Origin of the sequence: Phaeodactylibacter sp., from assembly GCF_040219495.1 — a bacterium.
In the GTDB taxonomy this organism is placed as follows: domain Bacteria; phylum Bacteroidota; class Bacteroidia; order Chitinophagales; family Saprospiraceae; genus Phaeodactylibacter.
Genome location: NZ_JAVJSK010000102.1, coordinates 50,516 through 63,935, shown reverse-complemented (window position 1 = coordinate 63,935; position 13,420 = coordinate 50,516). Strand labels below are relative to the sequence as shown.

Annotated in this window: 9 protein-coding genes; 4 read left to right on the top strand and 5 right to left on the bottom strand. The window is 51.9% G+C overall.

Annotated features, from left to right (window positions below; genetic code table 11):
• Nucleotides 1–102 precede the first annotated feature (102 nt).
• The 4 genes from RIC19_RS16115 (at nt 103) to RIC19_RS16100 (ending at nt 7,507) form a co-directional block, all read left to right on the top strand.
• Entirely contained in the window at nt 103–1,773 is a 1,671-nt protein-coding gene (locus RIC19_RS16115; RefSeq protein ID WP_350179371.1) for a DEAD/DEAH box helicase, read from the top strand.
• 316 nt (nt 1,774–2,089) lie between these two features.
• Complete coding sequence (gene glgP / locus RIC19_RS16110; protein WP_350179370.1) at nt 2,090–3,709, top strand: alpha-glucan family phosphorylase; 1,620 nt, start codon at nt 2,090–2,092, stop codon at nt 3,707–3,709.
• A 122-nt stretch (nt 3,710–3,831) separates the two neighbouring features.
• Nucleotides 3,832–6,111 carry a T9SS type B sorting domain-containing protein gene (locus RIC19_RS16105; protein WP_350179369.1) on the top strand — a complete coding sequence of 760 codons (2,280 nt, stop codon included), beginning with the start codon at nt 3,832–3,834 and terminating at the stop codon, nt 6,109–6,111.
• Nucleotides 6,112–6,382: 271 nt separating this feature from the next.
• Nucleotides 6,383–7,507: a hypothetical protein gene (locus RIC19_RS16100; RefSeq protein ID WP_350179368.1), complete on the top strand. Its 1,125-nt coding sequence runs from the start codon at nt 6,383–6,385 to the stop codon at nt 7,505–7,507.
• Between the two features lie 224 nt (nt 7,508–7,731).
• On the opposite strand, the gene RIC19_RS16095 is transcribed toward RIC19_RS16100, so the two are convergent.
• From RIC19_RS16095 to RIC19_RS16075, 5 genes are all read right to left on the bottom strand, one after another.
• Nucleotides 7,732–8,994, bottom strand: a complete 1,263-nt coding sequence (locus tag RIC19_RS16095) for an arginine deiminase (RefSeq protein ID WP_350179367.1) — start codon at nt 8,992–8,994, stop codon at nt 7,732–7,734.
• A gap of 409 nt (nt 8,995–9,403) precedes the next feature.
• Entirely contained in the window at nt 9,404–10,435 is a 1,032-nt protein-coding gene (locus RIC19_RS16090; RefSeq protein ID WP_350179366.1) for an outer membrane protein assembly factor BamB family protein, read from the bottom strand.
• A 209-nt stretch (nt 10,436–10,644) separates the two neighbouring features.
• The gene (locus RIC19_RS16085) at nt 10,645–11,781 is read right to left on the bottom strand and encodes an NAD(P)/FAD-dependent oxidoreductase (RefSeq protein WP_350179365.1); all 1,137 of its coding nucleotides are present in this window, start codon (nt 11,779–11,781) and stop codon (nt 10,645–10,647) included.
• Between the two features lie 2 nt (nt 11,782–11,783).
• Nucleotides 11,784–12,704, bottom strand: a complete 921-nt coding sequence (locus RIC19_RS16080; protein ID WP_350179364.1) for an aldo/keto reductase — start codon at nt 12,702–12,704, stop codon at nt 11,784–11,786.
• Entirely contained in the window at nt 12,701–13,420 is a 720-nt protein-coding gene (locus RIC19_RS16075; protein WP_350179363.1) for a glycosyltransferase, read from the bottom strand. Before RIC19_RS16075 ends, RIC19_RS16080 begins: the two co-directional genes overlap by 4 nt.

Here is a 13,420-nt window from a genome sequence, read left to right as displayed (position 1 = left end):
CAGGTCCAAAAACCTGCACAGGAACGGTGTTGCTCCGCCCCTATCTGTAAGCTCAAATGCTACTCATTACTGCTGCTACGGAGTGCAGCTTAACAACTGAACATGAGTACATTTGAATCGCTGGGCCTCTCCCAGCCTATTACGGAAGCCGTAACTGCAATTGGCTTCGAAACCCCTACTGCTATACAGGAACAAGCGATCCCCCACCTACTTGCGGGTGAACAAGACTTTGTTGGCCTGGCTCAGACCGGCACCGGCAAAACTGCTGCCTTTGGCCTGCCGCTTTTGGACCGGACCGATGTTTCACTGCCCTTTGTGCAGTCCCTGGTACTAGCCCCTACCCGGGAGCTTTGCCTGCAAATATCCCGCGAGCTGGAATCCTTCGCTAAAAATCAACCCAAACTAAAAATCCTTTCGGTTTATGGTGGTGCAGATATCCGCCGTCAAATCAAAGCCCTGGAGAAAGGCGTTCAGGTGCTCGTAGCTACGCCCGGTCGACTGAGAGACCTCATGCGCCGCGGTAAAGTGGACTACACGCACCTGCAGCAAGTCGTGCTCGACGAAGCCGACGAAATGCTCAATATGGGCTTCAAGGAGGAAATTGACGAAATACTGGAAGCCGTGCCCGAACAGCGGCGCACCTGGCTATTCTCAGCTACCATGCCACCGGATGTCCGCCGGATTTCGGAAGATTATATGGACAATCCGTTTGAGCTTTCTGTCGGTACCCAAAATTCAGGTAACGTAGATATTAGCCATCAGTTTGTGGTGCTACGGCCCGCTGAACGCTACGAAGCCCTGCGCCGGTTCCTCGATATGGAGCCCAACCTTTTCGCCCTGGTCTTTTGCCGCACCCGCCGGGAGACTGCCGAAGTGGCCGAAAGCCTTTCCCGGGACGGCTACAAAGCCGATGCCATCCACGGAGACCTCAATCAAACACAGCGCGACCGCGTCATGCAGGGGTTCAGAGACCGCCGGCTACGCGTGCTTGTGGCTACTGATGTGGCCGCCAGAGGTATTGATGTGGACAATATCACCCACGTATTCCACTTCAATATCCCGGACGACCTCAATTTCTATACCCACCGCTCGGGCCGTACCGGGCGTGCAGGGAATAAAGGCATCAGCCTCGTCCTTGCCCACCCCAAAGACCGCCACCTGCTGCGCAGGCTCGAAAAGACGTCTAAGATTTCCTTTGAGTCTGTGGAAATTCCCTCCGGACCTGATATTTTCGAGCGCCGCCTACTGCGGTTTTTCGATAAAATCAATGCGGTTGAGCCTAACCCCGCACTGCTGGAATACCTCCCTCAGATCATGACGACCTTTGAAGGGCTATCCAGAGAAGACCTGCTGCTGAAAATGGCCACGGCAACGATGCCTGAAAAAATGCAGGCTTACGCTAAGAGCAAACCAATCGGGCAAAAAGCAAGTGCAGATAAAGGCTTCCTCAAGCCCTCCGAGTCCCGGCGGGTGTTTGTAAATATCGGCATGATTGATATCAACGGTAAAGGTGAGCTCCTTTCCTACCTTTGCGAAAAGGGCGGCATCACCGGTGCCGCGGTAGGTAAAATTGACCTTCAGAGAAAGCACGCCTTCGTGCAGGTCGAATTACAGGCCGCCACACAATTGATCAACCGCCTCGATGGCAATACTTATAATGGCCGTACCCTCCGTGTCAATGACGGTGGCCCCCAACCCACAGCGTCCAACAAGAAACGCCGGCAATACCCAAAGTACGGTAAAAGCAAAAAGAAGTACAGCAAAAAGAGCTAGTAAGAATCGGTCTTAAAAAACCAATCGCGATGTCCGGCATCGTCCTTTTGAGCCAGATTTTTACTATCGCAGCACTACGAAGTAAACGTGAATTTTTAGACAAGTTCAGGCTTTTCTGCTATATTAGTTGCGGACTAATGGGGTATTCGTACCCCACTGTATAAACGATAAGCCTGTTTGGGTTTTGGTATCCTGACCGAACGGTATCTGCTGCCGACGAGCTCTTTTTGCAGCCCGCGTATAGGCAAAAGTACAGATGGCCATGATCCTGGCTAAAATCCAAACTGGTGTTAAATCAGAAAAAAAACATAGTATTATGGTAGACCCCAACGGCAGCATGCCACGCGTAGCCTACTTCTGTATGGAGTACGGTCTTGACAATCGCTTCAAAGCTTACGCCGGAGGCCTGGGCATCCTGGCAGGCGATTATATGAAAGGCGCAAAACAATACGACTATCCTATTGTCGGCATTGGCCTCAAATGGAAGCAAGGCTACACCGATCAATTCATTGGTGAGGATGGCAAGCCCTATGACTCCTACAAGAACTACGAGTACGACTTCATGGAAGATACAGGCATTATGGTCAACGTAGAGATACGTGGACGAAATGTTGCCTGCAAAGTATGGAAGCTGGAAGCCTTTGACAACGCCCCCCTTTACCTGCTGGATACCGATGTACCTGGCAACGATGACGCCTGGATTACCGGGCAGCTCTATGGTTGGTTTGGTGAAGAACGTATCGCACAGGAATTGGTGCTTGGCGTTGGTGGTGTCCGGGCATTACGCGCGCTGGGCATAGAAACTGATGTTTACCACTTCAATGAAGGCCATGCGCTTTTTGCCGGCTTCGAGCTGATGCGCGAAAAGATGGAAGATGGTATGACCTTTGAGGAAGCCTGGGCAGCCAGCAAGAATGAAATCGTTTTCACCACGCATACCCCCGTCATTCAGGGCAACGAATCTCACCCCATCGACCGCCTGATGTATATGGGCGCTAACCTGGGCATGAAACCCAGCCAACTTCGCCGCCTGGCCGGCGACCCCTTCAATATGACCGTGGGGGCATTGCGCCTTTCTAAAAAATCGAATGCAGTCGCTCAGTTGCATGGGCAAACTGCCAATAAAATGTGGAAGCACATCCATGACCGTTCCGAGATCGTCGCGATCACCAACGGTATACATCAGGGCACCTGGGTAGACCAGGCCATGCTTGATGCTGCTGAAGCAGGTAAGGACCTTTGGGCACCCCACCTTCAAAATAAGCGGGCGCTCATTGAGCTGGTGAAGCGCAAAAACGGCGTCACCCTGGACGAAGAAAAGCTGATCATCGGCTTCGCCCGCCGCTCCGTGCCCTACAAGCGAAGCGACCTGATCTTCTCTAAGCCAGAAGTTATTGAGCCTTACCTGAAGGAGGGTAAGATTCAGCTCGTCTTTTCCGGCCGTGCCCACCCCCTGGATGATACCGGCAAAGCGATTGCAGCCAATCTCGTACGCATGTCCAAACTCTACCCCAATGCGGTGGTCTTCCTGGAAAACTACGACATGGAAATTGGTGCCGCCATCACCCGTGGCTCCGATGTATGGCTCAACAACCCACGCCGCCCTAAGGAGGCAAGTGGAACTTCCGGTATGAAAGCTTCCATGAATGGCGTCCTCAACCTTAGCGTGCTCGATGGCTGGTGGCCCGAGGCTTGCGAAGATGGCGTCAATGGTTGGCAAATTGGCAATGCTTTTGAGAGCGACAACGTGATAGAACAGGATGACAACGACCGGGAAGCACTCTACGATGTGCTCCTCAACAAAGTGGTCCCTACCTACTACGATGACCGCCAAAAATGGCTGAAGATGATGCACGCCAGCATTCAGAGTACCCGCGATGCCTTTGGGGTCAAGCGGATGCTGGAAGAATACTACGATTTGCTGTACACCGCGTAACGCAAAACAGGCCGACAGAGCAGTTTTTTTTAACGCTGTCCCAACCTGCAAAAATCAGTATTGAAGGGTAACCGACCTAAAAATTGGTCGGTTACCCTTACTTTTGGGCAAAACCGTGCCGTATGAAAAAAACGCCCTTTGCTGGCCTGATCCTCCCCTTACTTTTCCTGTCTTTTGCCGCGCTGAGCCAAAACGAAGGCAACATCTGGTACTTTGGCAACCAACAAGGTATTGACTTCTCTTCCGGAGACCCCGCACTAATTAGCGATGGGGCCCTGCAGACGACCGAAGGTTGTGCTGCAGTTTGCGATGAAGCAGGCAACCTGCTTTACTACACCAATGGTGGCGGTCGCACGACAGCCGGGCAGCCTAAAGGGACCGTCTGGAACCGCAACCACACGGTGCTTTACGATATGGAAGGGCTCCGGGGCGGTGGCTTTGGAGCTGTACAATCTGCGCTGTTTGTCCCCAACCCCGGGAATGCCGATGAGCACTACCTCTTTACCATGGAAGAACGGGAATACGCCAGTGATGGACTCCCCTCCGGGCAGCTGCAAGGGCGTGGCCTGACGCACTTTTTGCTCAACCGTACCCTGAATGGCGGGCTGGGCGGCACCGTCTTTGAAGATGACCGCCTGCACGTGCCCAGTTTTGAGGCGCTGAGCGGCACCCTGCATGGCAACGACACCGATTTTTGGGTGATTATCGTAGATGACAACACCGGTGACTTTTTCAATTACCGCGTTACACCAACAGAAGTGCTGGGGCCTACTTTGGAGCCACGGGAGGTCGTCGATTCTCTGTCTGGCCCCATTAAAATATCACCAGCGCGCAACCGCATTTTTGTAGGGGGCGTACTCTATAACTTCAACCCCAACAATGGCAATATTTCCAATTCGCGGACGATACCGGGCGCGGTGAATTCCATTACCTACTCTTTTTCGCCCAACGGCAATTACCTGTACGTGATGGAGCCTACTGTAAGCGGCTCCCTACTGGTTCGCTATGACCCCCTGAATGCAGGTATCCTGGGCTCTAGGACAATTCTGGATTCCGGGCCCAATGAGCGCCTGGGCGCAATGCAGCTGGCACCGGATGGGCGGATTTACTTCGTCTCCTACGATGAAGATGCGCCGGAGATTACCCACCTTCATGCCATCAACTGCCCTAATTCCGAGCAAGCCAATCTGGAGGAAGAGGTTTTTACGTTCCAGACGCCGGATCAGCCCTTCCTGGGGCTCCCCAACTTCATGGACTACATCTTTGACACCCAGGAAACGCTTATCGTTGACCTCGGCACAGACACAACCTTCAGTTGCGACAACGGGCCTATCACACTGATCCCCCAAACCAACGGTGATACTTTCCTTTGGTCGGATGGCTCTACGGATACCAGTCTGACTGTCACCGAGCCTGGGACATACAGCCTGACCGTCACTGCCGATTGTGGCATGATCAGTGATACTATTGAAGTAGAAGAACTGACAGATAGCGTAGTGGTCAGCATCAATGGCCCGGCTACCCTCTGTACCGGCGACACCGCTACATTTACCGCTGTCGCTAATATTTCCGGTGCTTTCGAGTGGTCGACCGGCGACACCCTGCCGGGTATTCAGGTGACCGATAGCGGGCTGTATACCGTACTGTTTACGGATCTGTGCGGGCGGCAGGCTACAGATACCCTCCTGCTAAATGTATTGGATGTGCCCCCGATACTGCTTGATGCCCCGGAAGCTCTCTGCCCGGATGAAAGTGCGCCCGCTACCGTATTTTCGGAAGGTGCTACCGCCTATACCTGGTCTAATGGCAGCGTGGGCGACAGTGTCAGCCTCACGGGTGGCGGCACCTACCACATTACCGTCACCAACGGTTGCGGAGAGTTTGACACCGTATTTATGGTGGATAGCCTTACTTTTCCGGCTTTGGAAATACAAGGGGACAGCCCCCTCTGCCCGGGTGGAACGGTACAACTCGAAGCCGCAACAGCCCCTGAAAATGAAATAGCCTGGTCAAATGGGAGCACCGCGGCCCTATCTACATTCACGGAGCCCGGCATCTACACCGTGACCGTAACCAATACTTGCGGCATGGCCACCGATAGCGTTGACCTTCAGCCCATTGGGTGCGAGAACTGCTACTATGTGCCGAATGCCTTTTCGCCCAATGAAGATGGCGTAAATGACCGGTTTATGCCCATCGGTTTGTGCCCGGTGGAAAACTACCAGTTGCAGGTCTTTTCCCGATGGGGGGAACTCCTGTACAGCAGCGACCAACCCGGACAAGGGTGGGACGGTCAGTTCGGCAGCGAGCCCATGAACCCCGGGGCTTTTATTTGGCAACTAACTTACGAACAAGCCGGCCAAAAACAAGTGCAGTCCGGAATGATCCATTTGCTCCGCTAGCATCATGTCGGAAATAGTGCAGCGTATTTCGCACTTGGAGCCTTAGGTTTGCTGAGCTTCTGCGGTCCAGTACTTTCCAGAACAGGCCCTGACTTGTGACTTTATTACTATTGAACGTCCAAACAATAAGCAGCTCTCGTAATTATATATTAGAAAGAGGTTATTACTGGCTTACAGAAAGCCCCCTCTGCCCGCATTGGGCATCGAATGACCAGGTGCTTTTGAGCCAACCCAAGCACCATCACAAGAAACGTTACAAACACTTCTCAATATGCGAAAGCTACAATTTCTACTGCTACTTCTTTTTTTATGCCCCATATTCCTCACCGCCCAATACAAAACCGTTAACCTGGATTTTGAAAGTGCTTACATTGGTGATAACAACCCATTGCCAGCCGAAACCAATATCTTGTTTACGGGTTCGATCCCGTCCTATATCGACCGGATTGAGCTGAACATTTTGTCCGCCAAAGGCAAATCTGCCCCTCTGCACACGGCCGTGTGGCAACGCCCACTGGATAATAAGGAAAAAACCTACAGCCTGCCGGTCAACTATAAATTCCGCTCTTCTTCCAATTACGATATTGAAGTGCGCTATTTCCAGACCCTGGGCACCGCACAGCGGCAGGAACTCATCCAAACGCTCAACAGCCGGTTACAATTGTTTCTGGAGACCCAGCTTACTCAGGATACCAAAATGATTGAATGGGAAAACAAACCCAAACGCCTGCTCGCTGATATGAACGATCTCTTGCGATCAGACCTACAAAACTACCGCACCGGAATTGCGGCTCCGGAGCAAAAACTGTCCGGCCTGGTGGCGTTGCAGATGGAAAAGATGTCAAAAATACGGACTAAAGACAGCACCGCAAGGGTACGAATGGCAGAGGAACAAGTACTGCTCCGGCAACTGCTGAAAGACGAACTCAGCCGCATCCTCCCTGCTCCACTCTACAAAATGGTTGATGCCCGCTACCTCGACGACTGCCCGACCGAGTCCAAAAAAGGCGCGCTGGCCGTCACTGCCGGTTACGGTGGCGTCTACTTTAGCGGTGACCTCGGTGAGGACCTCGATTACGATACCGCCCCTTTTGTCGGCTTGTCCTTTCCACTGGGCAACCGTGCTTTTGCGCCCCGCTTTTTCAGCAACACTTATTTAGGCTTTGGGGTCTTCCTTCAGGATTTTGAGAATGCAGATAAACAGAATTTGACCGGCCCTATTACCGGGCTGCCCATTTACGCCAGCCTCGACTATAAACTCTTCCAGTTTGTGTACCTCAACCTGGGGGCTACATTCCTTGAGGAAACCAGCGCCGGGGACCGGCAGGTGCTTTTTGTACGCCCCTTCATTGGGTTCAGCGCAAAGGTAAATCTGTCCGTGCAGTTTGAACGATAGTGGAGTGGTAGCAGGCACACAGTTAGTCAGCGTGCCTGCTAGTGCTTTGTCAAGTATCAAATGAAGCATCAAGTCAGATCAATAAGCACTGCAAGACTTCGGAAAAGTCATCCCTTTTTTTACCCTGGTGAACACCAGAGGAGGTCAACTTCGGAGAAAGTCGCAGGGCATCCCCATCGGAGGAGAGGTGCCTTCTGCTCTTCTCCAGGTACCTGGCTTAGAGCTTACCCCCTTTCCACCGGGCAAGTCATGCAATGCGATCCGCCCCGGGCCCGGGACAGCTCATTCGAAGGCAGTGCGATGATGGTATTTTCCACGTCTTCCGGTTTTAAGGAACCATCCTGAAACGCCTGCAGCATACTCGTGGCATGCATAATCTGATACCCGGCATTGCGGAAGGCTTTTTCCGTGTACGGGTTACGGTCGTAAGTAATCGCCACACCAGGCTTCAGGGCCACGAGGTTGCAACCATCTGTCCACTGCTCCCGGTCCTGATAAGGCGAGATGCCCTCACCGCTGAGGATGAACTCCATATCCGGATTGATCTCCGCATGGAAAAACTCTTTGATAGAAGGATAATGTCGGGTTGCGCCGTTGGAGGAAAACACTTCGACATAAGACCCCAGCCCATCCAGCACAATTGGCTTGAAAGCCACGATGTGGTTGGTATTGATTTGCGTAAAAATGGTATCAATGTGCATGTAGCTGCGGTCGGTCGGGATATTAATCTGCACGACATGCTTCACCACGCCCTTTTCAAAAAGAACGTCTTTGAGCGATTGAATGGCATGGGCGGTCGTCCGCTCACTGCAACCAATGAGCAAGTAGTCTTCGTTGATGACCATCACATCTCCACCTTCGATGCTCACCATTTCCCGCCGGCGGGAAGGCGGGAATAGCTCTACGTTGTTCAGGTTGATGATACGCCCCTCTTTGCTCAGCGCATTGAAGATGGGGTGTGCCCAGAAAATGTACCGGGTAAGGAAATTTTCGCGGAAGCGCGCCTCTTTAGCCGCTTTGGTGATGATGACATGGTCGTTGACCGTGACCGCGATGTCCCGGGTGAAGATAAAGTTCGGGATAGGATCAAAGAGAATCATGTCTTCCTGCTGCAGGTAGCCCGTGATCAGCGTCTCCGTCAGTGCTTTGTTGTCCAGTTTCAGGAGCATATCCTCGTAGGAGCGTGGCAGTTCCTCGTAGTCGATAATTTTCTCGATCATCTCTCTTTTGTCAGCTTCCGAGGCAGCTTCCAGGGCTTCAAAGAGGAGGTCTTCTGTTTCGAGGACATTGTCTTCTCCTACAAAATGCTTTAGAATTTCCGAAAATACATCGTGCTCTTCCTGCATCTGCGGCAGGTACACGATATCGTCAAACAGGAGCTCTTCGGCCCGCTTTGGGCTAATGCGGGCAATGCCCTCATCGGGGCGGTGAATGATCACGCGTTTGAGTGGCGCAATTTCTGAAGCCACGTTTACAGTTACAGCCATACTTGGTTAGGATTTAAAGGGATACAACTTTTTCGATCTCGTAAATGGAATTGATTTTTCCGGCAAAGATGCAATAAAATTGGGGAATTTTGGAAGCGCAGCGCACTTGCATCAGGCGCAACGCATCAAATTGATATACGTCGGACAACGCTCCAAATTGGGACATAGGAGTTTCCCCATTCCGAAAACGAGAGGCCATACGGAGTAACTGCAAATAAGAACGCTGTGTATTATTCGAAAGGTGGCAGCGCCACAGTGTACAATTTGAAATCAATGAGATAATAAATCTTACCGGCTTCTAAATCAACGGCTGGCTGATTGTAGATTTTGGAAAAAGGATCTTGCTCATCCCACAAAACGGGTTCCGTCCAGAGCGCATCACCGGCTTCAACCGAAAATGGAACCTGATTCACAAAAAGTAATCTTCGTACCTTTCCAAATTTGCTACAGGGCCCAACTGAAACTTGGGTTTCGACCAGATTTGCACACCATCCACTGCGCTATAGGCAGCTATTTTTTCGTCACTAACAATAAAGACCTTGTCCCCCTGAAGCCATGCATTGTGCTCGTCCTGAGCGGCCTGCGTGTATTCAGACCACAACAAAGCACCGGTTGAAAGGTCCCGGCAACTCATTTTGTCTTTACTGAAAATATATACCCGGTCATCACCGGCAATCACTTTGTAGGGTTTGAGGTCACTCTCACCGAACTCAACCAAAGGGTTCCGCCATATTTCTGCGCTTTCAGTGAGGCTAAAATTGATAAGCTGAATGCCCCCTTCAGGAAAGCGGTCCAATGTAACAACTGCATTGCCATAGTCTTCGGAGGTGAAAAAGTCCCACTCGATTTTCAAGTCAAAGTCCTTTTCATACTCCCTGCTCATCTGATAGGCCGTTCTTACTTCCCCACTTTCCGGATCAACCTCCCTGAGGTTTATTGTGGCGGATGCCCCGTACTGCTTGAAATACAGATTAGAGCCTGTCAGTTTATGCTCATAATTGGTTGTTTCAATAGGAATCCGGCTTCGGATCTCTAACTCCGGGATTCCAATAATCGCCACTTCATGCTGAGGGAGTGGCGCTCCTGCACGTCTCATAAGGATGAGTTCATCTCCTTTTATGGAAATCGTTGAGGACCGCAAATCGCCCCAGGTCAAGTCATCCAGCTTGATGAGCTGTTGGTTTTCAAGGTCATACCGGTAAATATTAGAATAACCAATAGATGCGCCTGCTTCGAAAATCAACAGGTATCTGCCATTCACCAATTTAAGGGAATAGAAAAACAGCTGATCAGAATCTGTAAGCAATCCACTTAAATCCAGGGTATCTGTAAATTCAGGGGCCGGTAACTCTTGGGGGTTGACAACGGTTTTGTCGTTTAAACAGGAGAAAACTGTAAAAAGGAAGAACATGAATAGTAACGGAAAGATATGGCGTTTCATGAGGCTGGGGTTTTATGGGGAAGGGACCTTTACCCATCCCGGCAAAAAAATTACAATAGATGAAAGATGGGAAATACAGTTTAGGCGCGCACCGTTTTAATATTTCAAAATTTTATCAAATCACCTTACAAAGGTACCCCCTCCTTGCAAAATTCCAAATATTTCATTGTTCATTTAAAAAAAATATTGTGCCAAAAGAATGAAAGCACTCATAGAGATACGACCTTCTCAATCTCATATATAGAATTAATCTTGCCCGCAAAAATGCAATAGAACCGGGGATTGTCATGTAAAACAGAAATCTCCGTAGGCCGCCCATCGTCAATATAACTGGCTTTGAGTTTAGACTTGATGGTAAACATCGAGGTGAAGTACTGAAACTCGACCTTGTCGGTAAAGTAGTGCCGGATTTGCCCCAGCATTTTGCGATAATTGCTGGCCGGTTTGGCGGGGCAGAAGTTGCAGATGTCCGTAAAGTCCGGGCGGCAGTTGGTATTCACCTGCTGACAGTCGAAGGTGGGCAGGTTGTCGTAGGAGACTTTGTGGTGGGTGTAGGCTACGCTCGACAGGGACAGCAGCCCGCTTTTGCCGTAAGGCATAATGGAGCCAAAGGGCCCGTCCATAATCGTCAGCCCGATGTCCCGGACCTGAGGGGAATTGACGAAAGCCATTTCTGAAATCTCATGCATCAGGTCGATATCGCGCACGCCAAAAAGGCGGTTGATGGCATTGCTGCCGGCGTAGGTCGCGTTGATCACCTGACGAGCCTTTACGGATTCAAGCTTACCGCTGTTCAGGTCTTTTAACCCGACCTGCCATTGGTCTCCATCGGCTGCTGCATCAATCACTTCCGTGAAAAGCCGGGGCGTCACCTCCGGGGTTGCCTCGTAGAGCCGCTGCCGGTAGTATTCTGCGATGAGAATGGGATCGAAAGTATACTCCACGGTCTTGTACAAAGCCTCCAGCCGGTGGTAGTTGAAGTACGGATGGCGCTCCACCGGCTCGCAGGGAATACCGATGAAAGCGCAGAACCGTTCGAACTGCGCGGCATCCGTAAAGGAGCCGAAGCGGTCGATGGCGTAGTACTTCTCGAACTCGAAGTTGATAAAATCCTGATGGTCAGCAGTAAAGCGCGCTTTGTTGTCGTCCGACATCCGGGCCGTTGCAACGCTGCGCGGATAGTGGTACCCGCTGTGCAGTCGCGCCTGATTGACGATGGAAGCCTTTTTCAGCAACACCTTTTCCTTCTCCACGAGCAGTACCCGCTGCCCTTTTTCCCGGAGAAACAAAGCCGCATATATACCAAAAATACCGCCGCCGACGATCAGGAAATCGTACTGCTCCATATTTAAAATTGTGCCGCTACCTGTTTGAGCCCTTCGTAAAAATCACTGTAATCATAACGCTGCAGGGCCTCATGGAAGTTGAGCGTATGCTCCAATTGCTCCGGCCGGGAAGGGCCAATCAGTATGCCGGCTACATCCGGGCTGTGAAAGGCATAAGCCATGCCGCAGTGGTTCATATTGGAGACCGCAGGGCGACCGGGCTGCTCATTGGCCGCCGCGAGTACTTCTTGCAAAGGCCCGACGACAGGGTGCGGCTGTTCCGTATCACCGCCCCGGGCTTTGAGGGAGCTGTCCGGGTGGTAGGCACTAGGATCCAGCTTTATCCCCCCGGCATTCACACCATAAGCGATGAAGCGGGGCTGCCCGTGAAAGGGTGCATAGCGGTCATAGTCCGATTGCAACAGGTTGTGTTTCATTTGAATGCGTAAGTCGAAATCAAAGGCTTCGTTCACTTTTGCGTGGACCTCCGGGTGGCGGATGCCGGACAGCCCAAGCCGGTAGTCCAGGTCCTGTGCACGCTGAAAAGCCTCAAAGGTGGCCTCGATTTCTTCGGTGGCCTCCCGGTTATCCCAGTGGAGCATGAAGGTATCGAGGTTGTCCCCAAAGGCATAGCGGTATTCATCGAGCATGATGAGCAGGAAACTTTTGGACAAATTGCACTCCGGCGTACGCATATTATTGACACTTCCCACTTTCATCATCACCTGGAGGTCATTGATGCCGTGGGCGTTGATCCATTGCAGGAGGATCTGCTCTGCCCGGCGGAAGTCCCCGGGGTTTTTATTGATGGGATAGTTGGTAGCCCCATCCACCTCCCGGTAGCCCCGGTCGTAAAACTGGTCGAGCAGCTTAAAGGCGGTGGGTTTTTCGGTGGTCCACCCCCACATCGCAGTACCTAGTATTAAAGCGGGAGCCTTTGTCATGGCCGTCGTTTTTTGAGTTCGATCATGGAGTTGATGTAGCGTTTGGCCAGAGGCAGAATTTCCACCCGGCTGCTGCTGATGTCATCGGTCCACTTGACGGGCAGTTCGTAAATCCGCTTGTTGAGCCACTCGGCCGTGGTGAGCAGCTCGGTGGAAAAGAACCAGCCATCGTTTTGCGCCCCGGCTTCATGCAGCTCCGGGTACACCTCCCGCTTCAGCCATTTGAACCCGCACATCCCATCCGAAAAGCCTACGCCGAGGTACGTTTTGAGCATCAGGTTGAACACCCGGCTCGCCACTTCGCGCTTGAAAGGCCGGTTGACTACTTGTGATTTGGGGTGCAGGCGGGAAGCATAGACCAGATCGTAATCCTCTTCAGCAATAGCCCGGTAGGCTTCCAGGAAATGCGGCAGGTCGGTGGCCAGGTCGAGGTCCATGTAGCCAACGATATCTGCTTTGGACTGTCCCCAGGAGGTCTTCAGCGCCAGCCCAACGCCGCGGCGGGGCACTTTCACGAAAGTAACTTCCGCGATACGGTTGCTGAGTTCCTGGGCGATTTCCAAAGTCCGGTCTGTAGAGCCATTGTCGGCGATGACGATCTGCCACTGCCCTTCGTCCGGGAAATGGGTTTTCAGAAAGGCATGCAACTGCTCCACCTGTTGGGCTAGCGTTGGCTCTTCGTTCAGCACCGGAATGGTGACATCAAAGGTCTTCAT

Excerpts from the sequence above, each read along its gene's own strand:
- RIC19_RS16115 (WP_350179371.1), top strand. The coding sequence starts at position 103 with ATGAGTACATTTGAATCGCTGGGCCTCTCCCAGCCTATTACGGAAGCC.
- glgP (WP_350179370.1), top strand. The coding sequence starts at position 2,090 with ATGGTAGACCCCAACGGCAGCATGCCACGCGTAGCCTACTTCTGTATG.
- RIC19_RS16105 (WP_350179369.1), top strand. The coding sequence starts at position 3,832 with ATGAAAAAAACGCCCTTTGCTGGCCTGATCCTCCCCTTACTTTTCCTG.
- RIC19_RS16100 (WP_350179368.1), top strand. The coding sequence starts at position 6,383 with ATGCGAAAGCTACAATTTCTACTGCTACTTCTTTTTTTATGCCCCATA.
- RIC19_RS16095 (WP_350179367.1), bottom strand. The coding sequence starts at position 8,994 with ATGGCTGTAACTGTAAACGTGGCTTCAGAAATTGCGCCACTCAAACGC.
- RIC19_RS16090 (WP_350179366.1), bottom strand. The coding sequence starts at position 10,435 with ATGAAACGCCATATCTTTCCGTTACTATTCATGTTCTTCCTTTTTACA.
- RIC19_RS16085 (WP_350179365.1), bottom strand. The coding sequence starts at position 11,781 with ATGGAGCAGTACGATTTCCTGATCGTCGGCGGCGGTATTTTTGGTATA.
- RIC19_RS16080 (WP_350179364.1), bottom strand. The coding sequence starts at position 12,704 with ATGACAAAGGCTCCCGCTTTAATACTAGGTACTGCGATGTGGGGGTGG.
- RIC19_RS16075 (WP_350179363.1), bottom strand. The coding sequence starts at position 13,420 with ATGAAGACCTTTGATGTCACCATTCCGGTGCTGAACGAAGAGCCAACG.